Origin of the sequence: Paraburkholderia sp. EG286A (genome assembly GCF_040965375.1) — a bacterium.
Lineage (GTDB): Bacteria > Pseudomonadota > Gammaproteobacteria > Burkholderiales > Burkholderiaceae > Paraburkholderia.
Window position 1 is genome coordinate 360,680 of sequence record NZ_JBFRCB010000007.1, and the last position, 20,420, is coordinate 381,099.

A 20,420-nucleotide genomic window follows, 5' to 3' on the forward strand; every position below is an offset into this window, starting at 1 on the left:
CGGCATCCGCTCCCTGCCAACGTCTACGGCCTGGCGCGGGAAATCTTGAGCCTGCCGCTCCCGCACGACCGTGCCGGATCAGGACGCTCACACGCCCTCGCGCACGCGGCCGGCGGCATGCTCGCGCAGCAGCGCCGCGCAGGCCTGGGCGCTCACCGGCCTGCCGAACAGGTAGCCCTGCTGCCGCTCGCAACGCAGCGAGCGCAGAAACGACGCCTGCTCGGGCGTTTCCACGCCTTCGGCGGTCACGCGCATGCCGAGCGAATGCGCCATCGCCACGACGGCCTGGGTGATCGCCACCGAGTCGCGGTTGTCGGGCAGGCCCGCCACGAACGTGCGATCGACCTTCAGGTGATGCAGCGGAAAACGCTTCAGATACGCGAGCGACGAGTAGCCGGTGCCGAAGTCGTCCACCGAAATGCGCACGCCAATGGCGTTCAGCGCATGCAGGAGAGGCAGCACGCTCTGGCTGTCGCTCATGAGAATGCCTTCGGTGATCTCCACTTCGAGGGCATCGGGCGCGAGCCCCGTGCGCGCGAGGCACCCCTCCACCTGCTCGACCAGCCCGTCCGCGATCTGGCGCGGCGAGAAGTTGACCGCCATGACGAAGTCGGGCGCGAAGAGGCGCCGCCACTGCGCGGCCTGGCGGCACGCGTGCTCGAGCACCCACTGGCCGATCGGGATGATCATGCCGGTGTCCTCGGCCACGGGGATGAACTCCACCGGCGAGACCTGGCCCAGCTCCTCGCTCTCCCAGCGCAGCAGCGCCTCCGCGCCGATCATGCGGCCGCTTTCGCCATCCACGATCGGCTGATAGACGAGGCGCAGTTCGCCCGAAGCGAGCGCGCGACGCAGCCCCCGCTCGATCTGGAAGCGGCGCTGCAGGCGCTGGCGTAACTCGGTCGTGAAGAACTGGAACTGGTTGGTGCCGCGCTGCTTGGCCGCGTACATGGCCGAGTCGGCGTTGCGCATGAGCGCGGCGGCGCTGCGGCCATCGTCGGGATAGAGGCTGATGCCGATCGAGGCGCCCAGGTAGTACTCATTGCCCGCCACCGCGAATGGCGCGGCAAGCGCGCCGAGCACGCGCTGCGCGAGCGCGACGAGTTCGTCCACGCTTTTGTAGCAGCACACCGCTATCACGAACTCGTCGCCGCCCACGCGCGCGAGCGTGTCGGCCTCGCTCACGCAGCCGGTGAGGCGCCGCCCCACGTCGAGCAGCAGCGAGTCGCCGGCTTCGTGGCCGCCCGTGTCATTGACCTTCTTGAAGCCGTCGAGATCGACGAAGAGCAGCGCCGGCTTCGCCGAACACGTGGCGCGCTCCAGCATCGCATGCATGCGCTCGGCGAGGAAGGTGCGGTTGTACAGGCCCGTGAGCGCGTCGCGCGTGGCGAGGTAGCGCAATTGCTGCTGCGCCTCGCGCACGGGCCCGATGTCCGTGAACGAGACCACCACGGAGATCGGCTCGCTTTCGCCGGGCCGGAAGATCGGCAGCACGTTCTCGCTCACCCAGACGATCTCGCCATCCGCGAGTTCGAGGCCGACCGTCTCGCCGAGCACCGGCTTGCCCGTTTCGAGCGCCTTCATGCTCGGGCGCTTCGAGACGGGCAGGGGCTTGCCGCTTTCGTCGAGCACGCGCGGAATCACCTTCATGATGCTCAGCCCGATGGCGTCCTCGGGCAGGCGCAGGAGACGCCGCGCGCTGCGGTTGCAGGCGAGCACGGTGTCGTCGCGGGCCTGCATCACGATGCCTTCGTTGAGGTGGTCGACTACGAGGCGATGGTGCTCCTCGCTGAGCGCGAGACGCTCGGCCATGGTCTGCTGGTTGAGCATGGCCGCGACGCTGCGGGCGATGTCGCACAGCAGCGCCTCCTCGGCCGCGCTGGGCCGCCAGGGCCGGCTCTGGTACACGGCGAGCGCGCCCAGCACGCCGCCGTGGTCGTCGTCGAGCGGCGTGGTCCAGACCGCGCGCAGGCCGCTGTCGAGCGCGATGCGGCGGTACTCGCCCCACTCGTACGCGAGTTCGTAGTCCTCCACGCACACCGTGCGCCGCTCGGCGATCGCCGTGCCGGACGGGCTCGTGCCGGAACCGACCGGCGTGCCGTCGAACGCGGCGTGATACTGCGCCGGCAAGGACGGCGCGCTGCCGATGCGCAGGCGCTGGCCGTCGGCATCGAGTTGCAGGACCGCGCAGTTCGCGCCCGCGCCCAGCAGCCGCCCGGCGCGGCAGCAGACCTCCGCGAGTAGTTCCGGCAGCGGCATGCTGCGCGAGACCAGCCGCAATACGCTGCGTTCCTGGGCGAGCGCCGCATCTGTTCCGCTCGCGGCGCCGCTGGTTGCCCCGTCCGATTCTTTCGACACCTCCGACTGACCGCCCCCTGATCCCGCTGCGCCGAACGCTCCCGCCGCTTGGGAATAGACCATACCTTCTTCCCCTCTTGTTGCCGCGGTGCGTGTGGTGCAGGTAGCGCCCGCGGCCGGCTCGATCTCTAGTGTGGTGCGCGGCAAACCGCCCGCCGTCAGGCGAGCGATTGCGCCGCCCCTGTGTTAACGGCAGGGGCGGCGCGATTCTTGAAGCGTTGGGAAGCCGGCGGCGAGCCGGTTAACAGGGCGCGGACGGGAAGGCGCGCCGGGTGGGCGGGCATGTGCGGCGCGTGGGTGGGGGCGAGGGTAAACGACTACGCGCGCCGGCACATAGCAAAAATCACCTTACGCCTGGCTCTTGTCGCTGCTTTCGCCGCTGCCGTCCTTGTGGAACACGCGCTTGGTCGCGCGCTTGGTGGCCTCGTAGCCTTCACGCGACGCATGCGCGATGCCGTGGCCCACCGTCTTCGCCGCGTGCGCGGTGGCGTGGCCGAAGTCGCGTGCGGCGTGGCCGGTTTTCGTGGCCGCTTCCTTCGAGTCGTGCTTGATGTTCTCCTTCACTTCGTGAAGGTCGGCGTGCGCCATCGAGCTGGCCATGCCCAGCACGAGCGCGGCAAGTATGAACCGTTTGGATTTCATCATCGGGCTCCCTTTTCTATTGTCATCGAATGACTGCGGACGCGTCGAGCATGACCGCCGCGCGTCCCGTAAGCAGCACGCGGCCCGCGCCGCGCACCGTAAAACCATAGAGTATCGTATTGCCGCTGCCGCTCACGCGCTCGGCTTCGATCGCGAGCGGCGCGGCGAGCGTGTCGAGGCGCTCGACATGCGCCACCACGCTGCGCACGCTCGCCAGAAAACCCACGCGCGGGCGCCCCGCGGCTGCGCCATCCAGTGCGCCGAGCAACGCGCCATGCACTGCCATGGCCTGCGCCGCGTACTCCACGCCGCACACCGCCGCGAGGCGGCCGCGCGAGCGCAGCGGGTTGTGCGGATCGCGATGGCTGGTCGCCACGCAGCGGATGCGCGTTTCGTCCCACGCCTGCACCGCGTCGAGCAGGCACATCGCGCCGCTGTGCGGGATGCGCGCCGCGATCCACGCGCGGTCGAGCGGCGCGCCCGGCGCGGTGTTCGCGATCACGTCCGCGAGCGTAGCCGGCAGGGTGGCTTGCGTCGTCATGCCCCCTCTCCAGAGGCGTCCAGGGGCGTGACGTCGATTTGCACGCGCAACTCGGGCATGTAGTCGATGACCACGCTCGCAGGCCGGCCGGATGTGTCCATGCACGCGAGCGCTTCGAGCAGCGGCAGCACGCGCGCGGCGGGATTGTTCGTGCGCAGCGCTTCGAGTTCGGGCGAGGCGAGCGGCGTCGCCAGCGCTTCGGTGAGCGTCATGTCCAAGCGCGCGAGCGTCGCCGCGCTCGCCTGCGGCGCGAGCACGAGCGCCACGCCGAATGCATCGGCCACGGGCCGCAACGCGTGCAGCGGCTCGGGATAGTCGGCGTCGTAGGCGATCAGCAAGGTGGGTACGCCATCCACGGCCACCTGGCACGCGCTTTCGAGCAGCCCCGCCGCGAAGCTGCCGTCGTGCGCGCACAGCACGTTCGATGCGGCCCGGTCGCGCGTCGCGATGCTCCAGTAGCCCGCGGGCGCGTTGTGCACCGAGTTGTGAAATCGCGTGGGCGAAAGCAGGCGGTCGTCGCCGGCCAGCGCGTCGCAGATTATGTGGCAGTTCTGACCATCTCCACCCGAGGCCGCGAACACGGCGGCGAGCGTCGTCGCATCGCGGCCGCTCGCCGCGACGGCTTCGTGGCCCACGGCGAGCGCGGTCTTGACGACGGCCCCGGTGCGGCGGCGCTCTGCCGCCGGCAGCCCTTCCGGCGGCGGCAGCACCGTGCGTGCGCTCGCGTAGGACGTGCGCGCGGCGAGCACGTCGGCCGTCTGCGGCCAGTTGGCGAGACCCGGGCCGATCACGCCGACGCTTTCGATGAATGCGGAAAGTCTCATGGCGGTCATCCGTGATGTGCGCGGTCCGCGCGGCCGAACAGGAGGCTGCAGTTCGTGCCGCCAAACCCGAATGAATTGCTCAGCGCGGCGCCGACTTGCGCCTCGCGGCTTTCCAGCACGTAGTCGAGGCCGAGCGCGGCGTCGGGCTGCGTGGTGTTGACGCCGGCGGGCACGAAGCGATGACGCAGCGCGAGCGCCGCGATCACGGCCTCGAGCGCGCCCGCCGCGCCGAGCGTATGCCCCGTCGCGCCCTTGGTCGAACTGCACGGCGTGCGCTCGAACAGCGCGTTGATCGCGCGGCTTTCGGCGACGTCGTTGCTCGGCGTGGCCGTGCCATGCAGATTGATGTAGCCGATTTCGCCGGCGGCCACGCCCGCGGTGGAAAGCGCCTGCGCCATCGCGGCGCGCGCGCCGAGCCCGTCGGGATGCGGCGACGACATGTGATGCGCGTCGCTCGATTCGCCCACGCCGAGCAGCAGGATCGCGTCGTCGTCCAGCGTGTCCGGCGTGCGCTCGAGGAAGGCGAACGCCGCGGCCTCGCCGATCGAAATGCCATTGCGGTTCACGTCGAACGGGCGGCACGGATCGCGCGACAGCAGTTCAAGCGAGTTGAAACCGTACAACGTCGTCAGGCAGAGCGAATCGACGCCGCCCACTACGGCCGCGTCGATCAACCCCGCCTCGATCATGCGGCGCGCGGAGCCGAACACCTTCGCGCCTGAAGAGCAGGCCGAAGAAATCGACGTGGCCGGGCCGCGCAGGCCGAAGTACGCGCGCACGAACGAGGCCAGCGCGAACGGGTTGTGCGTCTGCGCATAGTGAAAGCCAGGCTTGAGCGCGCCGCTTTCCAGGTCGCGTTGCCGGTAGGCGTTTTCGGTTTCGAGAATGCCCGAAGTGCTGGTGCCGACGAACACGCCCACCCGCTCGGCGCCATAGCGCGCGACGGCGGCCTCGATGTGTTCGGCGAAACCGTCCTGCGTGAAGCCGATCTGCGCGAGACGGTGGTTGCGGCACGCGTAGTCCGCGAGATCGGCGCGCAGCGTCTCGCTTTCGAGGCCCGCCACTTCGCCGATCCACGTATCGAGGTCCGCGCGCGCGAAGTCGCAGCGCGCGAGGCCCCCGCGCTTGCCGCGCAGCGCGTCGAGCGTCGCGTCGAGCCCGCGCCCGAGGCAGCTGGTAGCGGTGAAATGCGAAAGGATCAGTGGTTTCACGTCAGTCGTTCCGTTTGGCGCAGCGGTGGAATCAGGGTTGACCGGCTTCGCCGTCGAGGCACGCGCGCAGCGTGGTCCACTGCAGCTGGCGTTCGGCGGCGGCGCGCAGGAGCGGCGGCAGCACGTCGAGCACGAGCGGCTTGCCGCGCGCGTCGCGCGCCGCGTGGCCGTCGTGCACGAGCAGGATGTCACGCGCAGCGAGGCCATCGAGCAAACGGTGCGTGACCGTGCCGGCCTCTTTCGCGCAGGTGTCGAAGCCGCGCCGCGTCCAGCTCGCGAGGTGCAGGCCGAGACCGCACAGCACCGGCTCGAGGAACGGATTGCGCAGGCCCGCCGGTGCGCGGAAAAAGCGCGGCGGCGTACCCGCGATTTCGGTGAGCGTGCGCTGCGCCGCCGCGATCTCGCGCCTCATCACGAGCGGCCCCGAGAGCGAAAACGTATGCCGATGGCGCTGGCTATGGTTCTCGACGGCATGGCCGCGCGCCACGATCGCTTCGACCAGATGCGGGTAGCGGCGCGCCAGATCGCCGATGCAGAAGAACGTTGCGCGCGCATCGAAATGGTCCAGCAGGTCGAGCACGCGCGGCGTCACTTCGGGGTCCGGACCATCGTCGATGGTGAGCGCGATGCGCTGCGCCGCGTGTTCGGGCAGGCGCGTCCAGTTCGGGCCGAGCAGCGCGCTGCGCGGCCACAGACCCGCGGCGGTCAGCGCGAGATGCGAGGCAACCACGCTGCCCGCGGCCCACGGCCACGCGTGCGGCTGTGCGACCACGGCGGCGGCCGCGCCCGCGTGCAACGCCGCCGCGCCGTAAATGTAGGGCGACGGCTTCCAGCGGCGCGCCGTGGCGGACGCGGGCGTCACATGCGTAGCGCGCAACGAAGCCGAGTTCATGCGCGGCCTCCGTGCGGGTGGGTCATCTGCGCGCGTTCGCTACGCGGGCGAGCGGGCCGCCGCTCGTCGCGGGTATCGGCGCTCACGTGCGCCTCGGCGCTGCTGTGCACGAGCGGCGGCGCGAGAATCGCCGCGAACACGAGCGCGAGCATCGCGCCCGGGCCGACCGTCAGCCCGAACGTTTCGAGCAGCGGCACATGAGACAGCGAGAGCAGGCCGAAGCCCGCCACCGTCGCGAGATTGGCGACGAGCAGCGAGACGAGCGTGCGCGGCGTGATGCCCGCTGCGTCGTCGCGCTTGCAGAAGAACAACGCATAGTTCGAGCCCACCGCGACGATCAGCAGCATGCCGACCAGGTGCAGGATGGTGAGCGATACGCCCGCCAGCGCGAATCCCGCCGCCACGACCAGCACCGCCGCGACGAGCGGCGCGAGCGCACGCGCCGCGCGCGAGAACGAGCGCAGCGAGAACACCAGCAGCACGACGATGACGACGAAACCCGCGAGCGAGAGGCGAATGTCTTCGTGCACGTAGTCCACGTACATGCGGTCGGCTTCGGCCTTCAGGTCGACGAAGAGTGCACCCGGCACGTCCGCGCGGGCGACGGCGTCGCTCACGGAACCGGCGTTGAGGCTCGGCGTATTCGCGGCCTGTGCGCTCTGTGCATTGCGCGGCGCGCGCAGGGCGAGCATGGCGCTCCATTGGCCGTCGCGCTGGGTCAGGAGCGCGTCGACGGCGAGCGCCATCGACGTGCCCTTGAGATCCGCGCGCGTGACGAGCGGCGCATTGCGTGCCGCCTCGACGTCGGCGAGGAACGGCGCGAAAGCGTCGGGCCTCACGTCCACCGGCTGGTTCTTGATCGCCTCCTGCAGGCGCGCCGTGAGCACGTCCTTTGCGGGCAGGCTCGCGAGGCGCGCACGCTGGGTGGCGTCGCTCGGCAGGTAGCGCGCGGGGCTCTCGAAGCCGCCCAGCACGCCACGCTCGACGAGCGGCTGCAACTGTGCGCCAACCTTCTCCGCGCCTTCGAGCGCGGCCTGCTCGTTCGCGGCCGGAATCACCACGAGATAGCGCACATCGGGCGCGCCTACGTCCGCGCGCAGACGCGTGTCGAGCGCCTGGCTCGCGGCGGGCACGGGGCTCAGGGAAGAAAGCTCGTGGCTCCAGAGGTCGTCGCGATGCAGCCAGAGCGACGCCAGCGCGGCGAGCACGAGCGCCGCGAGCGGCCAGCGCAGGCGCGGCGCGGCGTGCGCGAGGCGCGCGAGCGCCGCGCCGATGCGCGACACATCGCGAATCGCGACTGCGCCGCCGCACAGCTGCGGCAGCACGAAGCGCGTGACGAGCGCGGCGCTCACGAGGCCCGCGATCGAATAGAGCCCGAGTTGCACGAGGCCGGGGAAGCCCGAGAACAGCATCGTCGCGAAGCCGCACACCGAGGTCAGCACGCCAAGGCGGATGGTCGGCCAGTAAGCGGCGAGCCAGGCCCGCATCGTCTCGCGGCCCTGCGGCGCGCCGCGGGGGCCGCCCTGCGACGACTGCACGAACAGGTAGATCGAGTAGTCCACCGCCTCGCCCATCAGCGTCGTGCCGAAGCCGAGCGTCAAGCCATGCACCGAGCCGAACACGAGCGAAACCGTGGCAATGCCCGCCGCCACGCCCGAGAACACCGGCAAGAGGCCGAGCCCCAGCGTGCGCGGCGAACGGTACAGCGTGAGCAGCAGCGCGACGATCAGCACGAGGCTCAGGGTGGAGAGGCGTTCGACGTCGTGGCGAATGGCGTCGCGCGTGGCGACCCCGAACACGCCCGGCCCCGTCAACAATACCTGGTAGGCCGAAGCATTGGGCAAGCTGTGCGTGGCGGCGGCAAAGGCGGCGCGCACGGCGTCGATGGCGTGCGACTGGGCGTCGGTGTCGGAGCCGGCGGCCGCCGTTTGCGCCACCAGCACGGCGCGCCGGCCGTCGCGCGAGGCCCATACGCCGCCGCGGCTCGCAGGCTGCGCCGCGCTGTCGAGCTGGCCGACCATCGCGGCCACTTCGCCCGTCGGGTCGCGCGGCAGCAGGTCCTTGGCAACGAGGCCCGCCGATGAGGTCAGCAGATCGAGGCTCTCGCCCAGTGCTTCGTGCAACCCCTGTTCCGAGAAGTGTTGCGGCGTGACCGCCGGACTCAGCACATAGCGGTGCGCGAACATGAACTGCTCGTCGCGCGCGTCGTTCTGGCCCGAGCCGTTGTGAATCGCCACGAATTGCGGGTCGGCGCGCAAGCTCGCCGCCACGCGGCGCGAAAGCTCCGCGCGCGTGCTCTCGTAGCCGCCGTCGATGCCGATCAGAATGAGCCGGGACGCCAGCCCGTCGCGCAGTTGATCGACGAGCACTTGCTGCGTGGGGCTCGGCGAGCGCGGCAGAAACGCCGAGAGATCGGCGGTGAAATTCGCGCGGCCGATCGCCACCGCGCACGCGACGAGGCACAGCAGCCACACCGCGACGGCGCGGCGCTGCACGAGCGCGAAGCCGCGCGCAAGGACCGGATGGGCGCGCGGGTCCATCAGTTCGCGTCCGCGGAAAGGGCGTGCAGGCGCATCACCGAATGATCGCCGTCCGCCTGCTGGATCGCGACGCTGCGCATCGCGTCGCGCGTGCCGTCTATCGTGATGGTGTTCACCACCTTGCGCATGCGCGAGTCGAGCGGCGTGAGCGTGAGCGTCCAGTCGTCGCCCTCACCCGTGAGCGCGACCTTGTACACCTGCTCCAGCGCGAAGCGGTTGCCCGCGAGCGTCGCACGAATGCTCTCGATGAACGCGCCCAGCTCGGGATAGCGCGCGAGCGCCAGCGTGTATTTGTGGTTCTCGCGCTGCACGGTCAGCATGTCGCCGTCCACCACGAGGTGCTCGGGCTTGGGGTTCTGCGTGATCTTTTCCAGATGATCGGGCGCGACGAACACGAGTTCGCCCGATGACTCCACGGGCTGCGTGGCGATCGAGAGGTACTTCGTCTCGGTGAAGCTCGCGCGGCCGGACTTGTGCTGCGCGAGCGTGGACATCAGGCGGTCGAGCGTCCAGGCGGGCTGCGCGGTTTCGGCAGCCTGTGCCGGCACGCCAGGCGCGGCCGCCGTCATGGTGGCAGCGGCGATGAAAGCGGCGCTCGCCAGCGCGCGCAGGCAGCGGGCGCGCAAGGTTGCGCAACGGCGGTTCGCGCTCATGCGTCGGTCACCTCGTGCACGGGAAGCTCGGCATGGGGGCGCGTTTCGCGGCGGCGCACCGGGGCCGGGGCCGGCGCCGGCGCACGCGCTGCTGCGCTTGCGGTCGCCGATGCCGGTGCCGATGCCGGTGTGCCAACCATCGCGCCCTGCCTGCCGCCCTGCCAGAAGTCGTAGTAGTTGAACCAGTTGTACGGCGCCTTGCGGCAATAGCGGTCGAGCAGCGCGACGTAGCGCACGAGCGCCGCGTCGATGGCGCGCTGGCGCGCCTCGCGCGGCACGTCGGTGAAGTCCGCCAGCGTTTCGAAGTGCACGTCGTAGCGATTGCCGCCGCGATACAGGCCCGTCATGAAGAGCACCGGGCGCTTGAGCATCGCGGCCATGTAGAGCGGCCCGAGCGGGAACGCCGCCGGCTCGCCGAGAAACGCCATGCGCCGCATGGTGGCGGCGTCGTCGGCGAGCAGCGTGCGGTCCGCGAGCATGCCCACCATGCAGTTCTGGTCGAGACGCTCGTGCACCTTCAGCATCGAGCCGACCTGGCCAAGCCCGATCACTTCGGGCTTCGCCGCGGGATTCACGGCGGCGAGCGTCGCGTTGATCTTCTGCGCGTTCTCTTCGTACATCGTCACGACCACGCGCAGGTCGGGCCGCGTGCGGCCGAGCGCGCGCACGATCTCGAAGCTGCCGAGGTGCGCGCCCATCAGGAACACGCCGCGCCCCTTGGCGAGCGTCTCGTCCACGAGCGTATGGCCGTGCGGGCGGATATCGAACATGTCGAAGCGCGCGTTCGCCAGGTAGATGCGGTCGTGGATCGTCGAGGCGAACGTAAACACGTGGCGATAGATGTCGCGCCAATGCGCCGGGCGGCCCAGCACGCGGCGCAGGTAGTCGCGCGAGGCCGCGCATGCGCGCGGCGAAAACAGCACGAAATACAGCGCGATCAAATGCAGCAGCGCGCGGCCCGCGCGGCGGCCGAGGCGCAGCGAGAGCCACGTCATGATGCGCAGGAGCAGCGTGTTGCTGCGCTCCTGCTCGTTCGCCCAGTCCGTGCGCTTCGTCATGGCCGCGCTCCGGTTTGCGCGCTCGCGCGCGTGAGCGGCTCAGCGCCGGGTGCAGGGGCGGGTTCGTCGCTGATGACGCCGCTCGCGACATCGCGCGCGCCCGCGCGCAGCGTGAAGCGGATCGCGCCGCTCGCCGCCGCGTCCCACGCGAGGTCGAGCGTTTCGCCGGGCGCGGCCGGGCTCAGGAATTTCGCGGTGCTGAGCTTGAACGTTTCGAACGGCCGGTTCAGCGCGTCGCCGATCGCGTCGATGGCGTGATCGAGCAGCACGACGCCCGGCACGATCGGGTGACCCGGGAAGTGGCCAGGCAGCGCGGGATGATCGGCCGGAATCGTGAACGAAAGCGTGGACGCGGGTTTCGCCAACCCGTCGCCCGCTTCCTGCGTGGCGGGCGCGAGGCCGCCGCGCATCTGCTGCGCGACGAACGCCGCGAGCACGTCGTGTGGCAGCTTGCCGGTGCCGTTGCGCGGCAGGGAATCGACGAACAGGAGCGGACGTGGCAGAAACGCGCGATCGATGCGCTCGCGCAGCGCGCGCTGCAGATCGGCGAGCGCAAGCGTGGGCGCGACCACGAGCGCGACGAGGCGCTGCACGACGTCGTGGCCCGTGTGCGCATCGTGCTCGAGGTGGGCGGGCATGAAGAACACGCCGTCCACCACGCCCGGAATCGCGTTGAGCTGATGGTTGAGGTAGGCGAGCGAGGTCCGCTTGCCCGCGATGTTGATGAGGTCCGCCTTGCGCCCGTGCAACAGGAAACGCTGCGCGTCGAGCGGTTCGATGGCGTCGCCCATCGGCACCGGTTCTTCCACGTGGCCGCCCGAGACCCACATCGTCGGGCCTCCGTCGTCCTCAGCCGCGTTTGCGCGCGCTTCGAAGCGAACCTGCGGGAACAGTTGCCACGTTGCGCCCTTCGCGGTGCGGCGCGTCGCGATCTGGCCGGTTTCGGTGCTGCCGTAAATCTCGACGAGCGGCGCCTTGAGGCGGGCTTCCGCTTCGAGCGCGAGCTTTTCCGAAAGCGGCGCGGTGGCGGAGAGCACCAGCTCGGCCGGCGGCAGCGCGTGATCGGTGGCGAGCAGCGCGCGCAGATGGATCGGCGAGGTCACGAGCACGCGCGGGTGCGGCACGGCTTCGAGTTCGTCGCGGATATCGACGGGATAGAACGGCAGCCGGTTGCTGAACGCGAAGCCGCCGATCAGCGGCAGCAGCACGGTCACTTCGAAGCCGTACATGTGCTGCGGCGGCACCGTGCCGACGATCGTGCAGTCGGGCGCGGCGAGCAGGCCGTGCCGCTCGGCCGAGGCGCGCACGCCCGCCACCAGCACGCCCCAGGTCTTGCCATGCGGCACCGGCGCGCCGGTGGAGCCCGAGGTGAACACGTAGGCCGCGACGCGCGAGGCGTCGATCTGCGGGACGACGAAGGGCGCGTGCGCATCGGCTTCCTGCCGGGCTTCGGGATACGCGAAACGCGGCAGGTCGATCGCGCAATCGGGCGCGTCGTGCAGGCAGAACGCATCGGGGGCGAACGAGGCGAGCTGGCGCACCGTCTCCGGCGTCTGCGTGGAGGGCAGCAGGCTGATGCGGCCAGAGACGAGCGCCGCGCACAGGCCCACCGTAAAGCGGTAGCGGTCGCGGCAGACGTTGAACACGTGGCCGCCCGCCGGCAGCGCCGCAGCCACACGGGTGACATCGGCGAGGAACGCGCGCACCGTGACGGGCGCGCCGTCGCGCCAGGCCATGACCTGGTCGGGCGACGTATGAAAAACGAGCGGATGAGTCTGCATAACTTCAGTCAATACGGATTCCTGCGTTGTTTCCTGCTTTGACTCAGGCTGGCGAGCGGCATCCATGATCAGGAATGCTCCGCATGCGCCTGGGTCGTCTGCCGGCATGCGCGAATCGCGTCGAGCATGCCGGCGTTCGGCTCGCCGGGCAGCACGAAACGCCTGCATGCGTGCTCGGCGACGAACATCACCGCCACCAGCGGCAAGGCCAGATAGTTGGCGAACGTCGACCACGCGACGATCGGTGCAACCGCGAACATCAGCGTCGAAACGCCGGCAATCGCGACGAAAAAGAGCGTCCATGCGAGCGTGATCTGGCGCGTATAGCGCGCAACGGCCGGCGGTAGCGCGCTGCCGTGGATCATCGACGCGAACTGCGTGCAAAGCGGCACGCGCCCCGCCGCGAGCGTGCGCCCGAACAGCAGCGCCATCGCGAGGTTGAAGCTCACATGCTCCAGATACAGTCCCCATTCAAAGTGCAAAGCAAGCGGCGTGCGCATGAACCACAGCGCGAGCACCACGAGCGTCCACAGCGGCAGCAGCCACGCCCGGCGCGGCGAGCGCGCGGCGGCGGCCAGCGCGATCGCGAGCGGGGGCACGAGCGCCATGGCCAGGCCGAAGCCGTGCGCGCCGGGCGTCGCCACCGCGTAGTGCGCGCCGATTTGCCAGGCGGCCACGGCCGCCACGCCAAGCGCCACGCGCGCCGCCGCAGCCACGGCGCTCATCGCCCGCCTCCGCGCACGCGCGCGCCGGGGCGCCGTGAGCACGGCGCCGGCGGGCGGTTGGCCCCGGTGCGACCCAAGGCGGTCTGGCTGAGCGAAGAAGGCATCTGGCAAATATCGCAAGTACAGTCGTAAGTGAATCGTAGGGTTCGGCAAGCGCCACGAAACATCATAAGAAACGCAAGTATCGGGCCGGTTTCTTGCAAGCTCGTTCGGGCACGCACATTTTAAGATTGGCGGGACCCGATCACCTGTCCTGCCAGACGCCGGTTTGTAACTGAATGTTCGGAATCGCGCCAGGCAGGGCTTTTGTCCGATCCAGACAGGCCCGAAGCCGTGCAAGCGTCTCGCGCGTTCCGATCCCAAAAATGCGCGCCGCCTGGCACCGACCCTCTGTAACCCTTTCGCCTGGGAGCACGGTATACGCACCGATACCCTTCACTTAGAATCCTGGTAACTTTTACATCAAACGAACCCTAAAAACGGGCGGCCGGTGTTGTCGGCCCGCACGCCCGGAGAGCCCACGCATGATGAACGCACTGGAACAAGAGCTCGCCACGCAGATCGTGAAAGAGCTGAATCTCGAAGATGTCTCGCTCGACGAAGTGAGCGCCGACACTCCGCTCTACGGCGAAGGCTTCGGGCTCGACTCGATCGACATTCTGGAAATTGCGCTGCTGATCTCGAAGAAGTACGGCTTCGAGCTGCGCTCGGATAATCCGGACAACGAGAAAATCTTCGCGACGCTCGGCTCGCTGGCCGCCTACGTCGCGGCGCACCGCGTGCGCTGACGTGCGCGGCGCACGGTGCCATGACTGCCGGCGCCGGCCAGAACCTGGCCCGGATTGAGGGAGGAACACCCATGCGTGCACTCGTGACAGGCGGCAGCGGCGCACTCGGGCAGGCCATCAGCGTGGCGCTCGCGCAGGCGGGCCACGAGGTCTGGGTGCACGCGAACCGGCGTCTGGCCGAAGCCGAGGCCGTCGCGCAGCGCATCGTCGCGGCGGGCGGCAGCGCACACGCCATTGCCTTCGACGTGACCGACGCCGACGCGGCCGAAGCCGCCCTCGCGCGGCTCGTGGAAGACGCGCCCGTGCAGATCCTGGTGAACAACGCGGGCATTCACGACGACGCGCCGCTAGTCGGCATGCGGCGGGAGCAATGGCGCCGCGTGATCGACGTCTCGCTCAACGGCTTTTTCAACGTGACCCAGCCGCTTCTCATGCCGATGATCCGCACGCGCCACGGGCGCATCGTCAACATCGCCTCGCTCGCGGGCGTGATGGGCAATCGCGGCCAGGCGAACTACGCGGCCGCGAAGGCCGGGCTGATCGGCGCGACGAAATCGCTCTCGCTGGAGCTGGCCTCGCGCGGCATCACCGTGAACGCCGTGGCGCCCGGCATCATCGCGTCGCCGATGGCGGAGCACGCGTTTCCCGCCGAGCGCATCAAGCAGCTCGTGCCCGCACAGCGCGCCGGCCAGCCCGCGGAAGTCGCGGGCATGGTGGCATACCTGGTGTCCGATGCGGCCGCCTACGTGACAGGGCAAGTGCTCTCGATCAACGGCGGCCTGGCCTGAACACGCGGCGCGTTTTCCGCTGCTGCATCCTCTGAGGAAATACGAGTGTCTGTGCAACCCTTCGACGCAAAGCGGCAGTCGCGCTCCGCGCCCGGCACCAGCACGGGCGCGAGCGCCGAAGCATCCGGATACGACGTCCCCGCGCACGATGCGCCGGACGTCCGCCCAGGCGGTTATGCGCGCGCAGCGGCGCGACCTAGAATTTTTTCAGGGTCTCACGCTGTCGAAGCCCCCGCTGCCATGGCCACGCCTTCGTCCACGCATCTCGTCCTGATCCCGAGCTACAACCCGGGCGCCAAGCTCGACGAGACCGTGCGCGGCGCACGCGCGCAATGGAACCCCGTGTGGGTCGTGGTGGACGGCAGCACGGACGGCAGCGCCGCGCGCCTGCAGGCCATGGCCAACGACGACCCCGGCCTGCACGTCATCGTGCTGCCCGACAACCGCGGCAAGGGCGGCGCGGTGCTCGCGGGGCTCGAAGCCGCCGCGGCGCGTGGATTTACCCACGTGCTGACGATGGACTCCGACGGCCAGCACCCCGCCGCGCTGATCCCCGAATTCATGGCCGCCTCGCAGGCCGCGCCCGAAGCCATGGTGCTGGGCCTGCCGAAGTTCGACGCGAGCGCGCCGCAATTGCGCGTGCAGGGACGGCGCCTGTCGAACTTCTTCGCCGACTTCGAGACGCTGTGGGCCGGCATCGGCGATTCGCTGTACGGCTTTCGCGTGTACCCGATCGCGCCGCTCAAGGCGATCATGCACCGCCAGACGTGGATGCGCCGCTTCGACTTCGATCCCGAAGCCGCCGTGCGCCTGTGCTGGGCCGGCGTGCGGCCCATCCAGATCGAGGCGCCGGTGCGCTACTTCGGCGCCGATGAAGGCGGGGTCTCGCATTTCAACTACGTGCGCGACAACCTGCTGCTCGCGGGCATGCATCTGCGGCTCGTGAGCGGGTTCGCGCTGCGCCTGCCGCGTTTGATCGGCAGGCGCCTGCTTCCCTGATCGCTGGTTGGCCCGTTACGCCGTGGCACGCTGTGTAGCAGGCGTGCGGTAGTCGGCCAGCAAGCGCTCCTGCTTTTTGCCGGCCGCAGCGAGATTGCGCGCCTTGACGTGGCCGAAGCCGCGAATCTCGTCGGGCAGCGCCGCCAGCTGCAGCGCGACGGGCAGGCGCTGTGCGTCGAGGCTCGCACAGAATTCGTCGACGAGCGCCACGTATTGCGCGATCGAGCGGCGTTCGTCGCGACGCTCTTCGGTCTTGCCGAATACGTCGAACGCCGTGCCGCGCAACCCCTTCATGCGGGCCAGCGTGCGCAACACCGGCAGCACCCACGGACCGAAACGGCGCTTCACGAGATGACCGTGCTCGTCGCGCTTCGCGAGCAGCGGCGGCGCGAGCCAGAAGTTCAGCTTGTAGTCGCGTCCCGGCTCGCCTTCGAACTGCTCGCGCAGCTTCTGCAGATACGCGGGATCGGCATACAGACGCGCGACCTCGTATTCGTCCTTGTAGGCCATCAGCTTCGCGAGATTCACGGCGACGGCGCGCGTGAGCGGCAGCTTCGTGTCGCCGCCGAGCGCCGTCTCTTTCACGCGAATGCGCTCGACCACGCGGCGATATTGCTGCGCATAGGCGGCGTTCTGATACGCGGTGAGCAACGCTTCGCGCGCGGCAATCACCTTGTCGAGCGACTCGGGCATGCGCAGAACGATGGCTTGCGGCTCTGCCGGCGTTTTGGTGAGCGCGCGTACGACCGCCTCGCCATGATGCGCGACGTAGCGTCCCCAGTTGAACGCTTGCTGGTTCTTCTCCACGGCCACGGCGTTGAGTTCGATCGCACGACGCAGATGCGCGAGTTCGAGCGGCAGCCAGCCCTTTTGCCACGCATAGCCCAGCAGCAGCGGATTGCTGTAGATCGTGTCGCCGAGCAAGGCCAGCGCGAGCGCATTGGCGTCCACGAACGCACAGCCCTCGCCGATGCTCGCGCGCAGTTCAGACTCGGTTTGCGCGCCCGGGAACGTCCACTTCGGATTCTTGACGAATTCCGCGGTCGGCGTCGCGCCGCTGTTGATCGCCGCGACCGTCACGCCATGCTGGGTGCGCGAGAGCACGTCGCCCGAAGCGGAGACGATTGCATCGCAACCGATTACGAGGCGCGCCTCGCCCGTGGCGATGCGCGTGGCGTGCAAGGCGGCGGGCGTCGCCGCTACCTGCACGTGGCTCAGCACGGCGCCGCCCTTTTGCGCGAGCCCGGCCATGTCGAGCACGGTCACGCCCTTGCCCGCCAGATGCGCGGCCATGCCGATCAGGCCGCCGATGGTCACGACCCCCGTGCCGCCCACGCCCGTCACGAGGATGCCGTAGGGCTTCGCCAGTTGCGGGAGCACCGGCATGGGCAACGCGTCGAAATCGATCGAAGCGGCGCTGGACACGTTCGCCGCTCGCGGCTTGCGCAACTGTGCGCCCTCGGCCGTCACGAAGCTCGGGCAAAAGCCCTTCACGCACGAGAAGTCCTTGTTGCACGACGACTGGTTGATCTTGCGCTTCGTGCCGAGCGGCGTGTCGAGCGGCTCGACGGAGAGGCAGTTCGATTGCACCGAGCAGTCGCCGCAGCCCTCGCACACGGCGTCGTTGATGAACGCGCGGCGCGCCGGGTCGGGATAGGCGCCGCGCTTGCGGCGGCGGCGCTTTTCGGTGGCGCAGGTCTGGTCGTAGATCAGCACGGTGGTGCCGGCGATTTCGCGCAACGTGCGCTGCACGCTGTCGAGCTGGTCGCGATGGTGAACGTCCACGCCTGGCGGCAATACGATCTTCGCGTCGTATTTCTGCGGCTCGTCCGTGACGATGACGATGCGCTTCGCCCCTTCCGCATGCACCTGGTGCGCGATCTGCGGCACGGTCAGCACGCCGTCCACGGGCTGACCACCCGTCATCGCCACCGCGTCGTTGTAGAGAATCTTGTAGGTGATGTTGGCGTTCGATGCGATGGCCGCGCGAATCGCCAGCAGTCCTGAGTGAAAGTAGGTGCCGTCGCCTAGATTCACGAACACGTGCTTGTCGCCCGAGAAGTGCATCTGGCCGAGCCACGCCACGCCCTCGCCGCCCATCTGGCTGAACGTTTCGGTCTTGCGGTCCATCCACATCGACATGTAGTGGCAGCCGATCCCCGCCAGCGCACGCGAGCCTTCGGGCACATTCGTCGAGGTGTTGTGCGGACAGCCCGAGCAGAACCACGGCTTGCGCTCCACCGTCACGCGCGGCTTCGCTGCCTCGCGCTCCTTCGCCTCGATGATCGCCACGCGCGCGAGCATGCGTGCACGCACCTCCTCGGGCACGTCGGCGCGCGCGAGACGCCTCGCGATGGCCTTGGCGATCAGCGCGGGCGAGAGTTCGTAGTGCGCAGGCAGCAGCCAGTTGCCGCGCGGCACCGACCATTCGCCGCCTTCGTTGTCGCGCTCGTCGAATTTGCCGTAGATCTTGGGACGCACGTCTTCGCGCCAGTTGTAGAGCTCTTCCTTGAGCGCGTATTCGAGAATCTGGCGCTTTTCCTCCACCACGAGAATTTCTTCGAGCCCGGTGGCGAAGCCGCGCGCGTCCTGCGCGTCGAGCGGCCACACACAGCCCACCTTGAGCACGCGCACGCCGATCTGCGCGCAGGTCTCGTCGTCGAGGCCGAGGTCGGTGAGCGCCTGGCGCACGTCGAGATACGCCTTGCCCGCGGTCATGATGCCAAAGCGGGCGCGCGGCGAATCGATCACCACGCGGTTCAGCCGGTTCGCGCGCACATAGGCGAGCGCGGCGTACCACTTCTCGTCGAGCAGACGCGCTTCCTGGGCGAGGGGCGTATCGGGCCAGCGGATATTGAGGCCGCCTTCGGGCATGGTGTAGTCGGCGGGCGTGACGATTGCCACGCGATCCGGGTCGAGGTCGATCGACGCCGTCGATTCGATCACGTCGGTCACGCACTTCATGGCGACCCACAGGCCCGAGTAGCGGCTCATGGCCCAGCCGTGCAGACCGTAGTCGAGATACTCCTGCACGTTCGCGGGATAGAGCACGGGAATGCCCGCCGCGATGAGCGCGTGCTCGGACTGGTGCGCGACCGACGACGACTTCGCCGCATGGTCGTCGCCCGCGAGCACGAGCACGCCGCCGCGCGCATCGCTGCCCGCGGAGTTGGCGTGCTTGAACACGTCGCCGGTGCGGTCGACGCCGGGGCCCTTGCCGTACCACATGCCGAACACGCCGTCGCGCTGCGCGCCGGGCCAGAGATTGATCTGCTGCGTGCCCCACACGGCGGTGGCGGCGAGATCTTCGTTCACGCCGGGCTGGAACACGACGTCGTGGGCCTGGAGATGCTTTTTCGCCTTCCAGAGCGACTGGTCGAGCGCACCGAGCGGCGAGCCGCGATAACCGGAGACGAAGCCCGCGGTATTCAGGCCGGCCTTGCGGTCGCGCGCCTTTTGCAGCATGGGCAGGCGCACCAGCGCCTGGGTGCCGCTGATGTACACGCGGCCCTTCTCCAGCGTGTATTTGTCGTCGAGCGAAACGGATGCGGCTAGCGATGCGGCGTCTACGGCGGCACGGTCTGGGGCGTTCATGGCGGGGCTGTCTCCGGAATCGGTACTTCATCGGTACGTTTTCCGGGCGAGTATAGGAAGCCGAAATGCCATCGTAAAATCACAAATTGGGAACACTGGTATGCGAAAAACGGATGGCGTGGCGCGCAAAAAACCATGCATCGACGGGCGTTTGCTCAAGCCCCTCGGGCATTTGCCGTTAACACACGGGACCAGCAACCACTCATTCCGGAGTCCCGCTTGCACGCGAAACCACGCGCTCTGCCATCTACATCTGTCCTGTTCGGAACCCTGGCCGCAACCCTGCTGATCAGCGGCTGCGTCTCGAGCCCCCGCGTCGCCACCGCCCCCGCGCGCCCCACGACTGTGGTTGTCGCTGCCCCGCCGCCGCCCCCGCCTGTCGTCGTCGCGCAACCCGTTTATGTGCCGCAGCCGTACGACGCCTATGTTTCGGTCGTGCTCGACCGCGACGTGGTCTACGCCGGCGGCAGCACCTATATCTGGATCGTGGGGCCGGACGGCCACCGCCAGCGCCGCTACTACGGCCGCGGCGACCTGCGCGGCGAAGTCCTGCACCGCCGCGCGGAACTGCGCGTGGTGATGGCGCACAACGAAGGCCATCTGCCGATGCAGCACGCGCGCATGCCCGAGCCCCAGCGCGTGCGCGTGACGATGCAGCCGCACAGCACGCCGCCGCATGGCTACCGGCCGCAGCCGGGTGGGCACCCGCCGGCGCACACCGCCCAGCATCGCCCGCCGCCTGCGCCGAACCGCAACGCGAACGCCAGCGCCAACGCCAATGCCGGCCATCACCGCCACCCCGATGGCCATCCCAACACCGCGCCTGCGCCGCGTTTCGCGGGCCAGCCGCCGCATGCCGGTTAAGGCTGGCTAATACTGGCTAGTGCCAGCTAAGGCCTGAAGTTCGAACCGTCCGCCAGCGTTCGCTGGCCGGGCTCGAAGGCGTCGCCGCCCGTCTGCGGCGGCGCTTCCTCCCTTGCCTCACCTGCCGCCGCCAACTGCGCGGCTACGGTTGCGTCCCCAAAA

At 69.2% G+C, this 20,420-nt stretch carries 15 protein-coding genes and 1 pseudogene; 4 read left to right on the plus strand and 12 right to left on the minus strand.

The annotated features are described in order from the left end of the window. Positions 1–87: 87 nt before the first annotated feature. From AB4Y35_RS31550 to AB4Y35_RS31600, 11 genes and pseudogenes are all read right to left on the minus strand, one after another. On the minus strand, positions 88–2,421 hold the full coding sequence (locus AB4Y35_RS31550) for a putative bifunctional diguanylate cyclase/phosphodiesterase (protein WP_368707486.1): 2,334 nt from the start codon (positions 2,419–2,421) through the stop codon (positions 88–90). Positions 2,422–2,706: 285 nt separating this feature from the next. Then, positions 2,707–3,000: a hypothetical protein gene (locus AB4Y35_RS31555; RefSeq protein WP_368707554.1), complete on the minus strand. Its 294-nt coding sequence runs from the start codon at positions 2,998–3,000 to the stop codon at positions 2,707–2,709. Positions 3,001–3,022: 22 nt separating this feature from the next. Continuing rightward, positions 3,023–3,541 (minus strand): hotdog family protein, encoded by a 519-nt coding sequence (locus AB4Y35_RS31560; RefSeq protein WP_368707487.1) that lies wholly within the window; start codon positions 3,539–3,541, stop codon positions 3,023–3,025. Further along, a complete protein-coding gene (locus tag AB4Y35_RS31565) occupies positions 3,538–4,365 on the minus strand; it encodes a beta-ketoacyl synthase chain length factor (protein ID WP_368707488.1) in 828 nt (275 codons plus the stop codon). Before AB4Y35_RS31565 ends, AB4Y35_RS31560 begins: the two co-directional genes overlap by 4 nt. A 5-nt stretch (positions 4,366–4,370) precedes the next feature. Further along, positions 4,371–5,576, minus strand: coding sequence for a beta-ketoacyl-[acyl-carrier-protein] synthase family protein (locus tag AB4Y35_RS31570; protein WP_368707489.1), 1,206 nt, complete (start codon positions 5,574–5,576; stop codon positions 4,371–4,373). Between the two features lie 31 nt (positions 5,577–5,607). Next, positions 5,608–6,468, minus strand: coding sequence for a polysaccharide deacetylase family protein (locus tag AB4Y35_RS31575; RefSeq protein WP_368707490.1), 861 nt, complete (start codon positions 6,466–6,468; stop codon positions 5,608–5,610). Continuing rightward, positions 6,465–9,008 (minus strand): MMPL family transporter, encoded by a 2,544-nt coding sequence (locus AB4Y35_RS31580; protein ID WP_368707491.1) that lies wholly within the window; start codon positions 9,006–9,008, stop codon positions 6,465–6,467. The genes AB4Y35_RS31575 and AB4Y35_RS31580 overlap by 4 nt, the downstream gene beginning before the upstream one ends. Further along, on the minus strand, positions 9,008–9,577 hold the full coding sequence (locus AB4Y35_RS31585; protein WP_368693982.1) for an outer membrane lipoprotein carrier protein LolA: 570 nt from the start codon (positions 9,575–9,577) through the stop codon (positions 9,008–9,010). Before AB4Y35_RS31585 ends, AB4Y35_RS31580 begins: the two co-directional genes overlap by 1 nt. A 236-nt stretch (positions 9,578–9,813) precedes the next feature. Then, a pseudogene (locus tag AB4Y35_RS31590) lies at positions 9,814–10,719 on the minus strand (acyl-CoA synthetase); the annotation flags it as partial. Further along, positions 10,716–12,500 carry an AMP-binding protein gene (locus AB4Y35_RS31595; RefSeq protein ID WP_368707555.1) on the minus strand — a complete coding sequence of 595 codons (1,785 nt, stop codon included), beginning with the start codon at positions 12,498–12,500 and terminating at the stop codon, positions 10,716–10,718. The pseudogene AB4Y35_RS31590 and the gene AB4Y35_RS31595, both read right to left, overlap by 4 nt. A gap of 68 nt (positions 12,501–12,568) precedes the next feature. Further along, the gene (locus AB4Y35_RS31600; RefSeq protein WP_368707492.1) at positions 12,569–13,225 is read right to left on the minus strand and encodes a hypothetical protein; all 657 of its coding nucleotides are present in this window, start codon (positions 13,223–13,225) and stop codon (positions 12,569–12,571) included. A gap of 527 nt (positions 13,226–13,752) precedes the next feature. Here AB4Y35_RS31600 and AB4Y35_RS31605 point away from each other — a divergent pair. The 3 genes from AB4Y35_RS31605 (at position 13,753) to AB4Y35_RS31615 (ending at position 15,800) form a co-directional block, all read left to right on the plus strand. Then, the gene (locus AB4Y35_RS31605; RefSeq protein WP_368691816.1) at positions 13,753–14,013 is read left to right on the plus strand and encodes a phosphopantetheine-binding protein; all 261 of its coding nucleotides are present in this window, start codon (positions 13,753–13,755) and stop codon (positions 14,011–14,013) included. 71 nt (positions 14,014–14,084) lie between these two features. Then, positions 14,085–14,801 carry a 3-oxoacyl-ACP reductase FabG gene (fabG, locus tag AB4Y35_RS31610; protein ID WP_324140472.1) on the plus strand — a complete coding sequence of 239 codons (717 nt, stop codon included), beginning with the start codon at positions 14,085–14,087 and terminating at the stop codon, positions 14,799–14,801. Positions 14,802–15,041: 240 nt separating this feature from the next. Continuing rightward, positions 15,042–15,800 carry a glycosyltransferase family 2 protein gene (locus AB4Y35_RS31615; RefSeq protein ID WP_368707493.1) on the plus strand — a complete coding sequence of 253 codons (759 nt, stop codon included), beginning with the start codon at positions 15,042–15,044 and terminating at the stop codon, positions 15,798–15,800. Between the two features lie 15 nt (positions 15,801–15,815). On the opposite strand, the gene AB4Y35_RS31620 is transcribed toward AB4Y35_RS31615, so the two are convergent. Beyond that, entirely contained in the window at positions 15,816–19,394 is a 3,579-nt protein-coding gene (locus AB4Y35_RS31620) for an indolepyruvate ferredoxin oxidoreductase family protein (protein WP_368707494.1), read from the minus strand. A gap of 345 nt (positions 19,395–19,739) precedes the next feature. Here AB4Y35_RS31620 and AB4Y35_RS31625 point away from each other — a divergent pair, with 345 nt between their 5' ends. Beyond that, positions 19,740–20,258 carry a hypothetical protein gene (locus AB4Y35_RS31625; RefSeq protein WP_368707495.1) on the plus strand — a complete coding sequence of 173 codons (519 nt, stop codon included), beginning with the start codon at positions 19,740–19,742 and terminating at the stop codon, positions 20,256–20,258. Positions 20,259–20,420 lie beyond the last annotated feature (162 nt).

Excerpts from the sequence above, each read along its gene's own strand:
- AB4Y35_RS31615 (WP_368707493.1), top strand. The coding sequence starts at position 15,042 with ATGGCCACGCCTTCGTCCACGCATCTCGTCCTGATCCCGAGCTACAAC.
- AB4Y35_RS31620 (WP_368707494.1), bottom strand. The coding sequence starts at position 19,394 with ATGAACGCCCCAGACCGTGCCGCCGTAGACGCCGCATCGCTAGCCGCA.
- fabG (WP_324140472.1), top strand. The coding sequence starts at position 14,085 with ATGCGTGCACTCGTGACAGGCGGCAGCGGCGCACTCGGGCAGGCCATC.
- AB4Y35_RS31560 (WP_368707487.1), bottom strand. The coding sequence starts at position 3,541 with ATGACGACGCAAGCCACCCTGCCGGCTACGCTCGCGGACGTGATCGCG.
- AB4Y35_RS31600 (WP_368707492.1), bottom strand. The coding sequence starts at position 13,225 with ATGAGCGCCGTGGCTGCGGCGGCGCGCGTGGCGCTTGGCGTGGCGGCC.
- AB4Y35_RS31605 (WP_368691816.1), top strand. The coding sequence starts at position 13,753 with ATGAACGCACTGGAACAAGAGCTCGCCACGCAGATCGTGAAAGAGCTG.
- AB4Y35_RS31550 (WP_368707486.1), bottom strand. The coding sequence starts at position 2,421 with ATGGTCTATTCCCAAGCGGCGGGAGCGTTCGGCGCAGCGGGATCAGGG.
- AB4Y35_RS31580 (WP_368707491.1), bottom strand. The coding sequence starts at position 9,008 with ATGGACCCGCGCGCCCATCCGGTCCTTGCGCGCGGCTTCGCGCTCGTG.
- AB4Y35_RS31595 (WP_368707555.1), bottom strand. The coding sequence starts at position 12,500 with ATGCAGACTCATCCGCTCGTTTTTCATACGTCGCCCGACCAGGTCATG.
- AB4Y35_RS31555 (WP_368707554.1), bottom strand. The coding sequence starts at position 3,000 with ATGAAATCCAAACGGTTCATACTTGCCGCGCTCGTGCTGGGCATGGCC.
- AB4Y35_RS31575 (WP_368707490.1), bottom strand. The coding sequence starts at position 6,468 with ATGAACTCGGCTTCGTTGCGCGCTACGCATGTGACGCCCGCGTCCGCC.
- AB4Y35_RS31585 (WP_368693982.1), bottom strand. The coding sequence starts at position 9,577 with ATGACGGCGGCCGCGCCTGGCGTGCCGGCACAGGCTGCCGAAACCGCG.
- AB4Y35_RS31565 (WP_368707488.1), bottom strand. The coding sequence starts at position 4,365 with ATGAGACTTTCCGCATTCATCGAAAGCGTCGGCGTGATCGGCCCGGGT.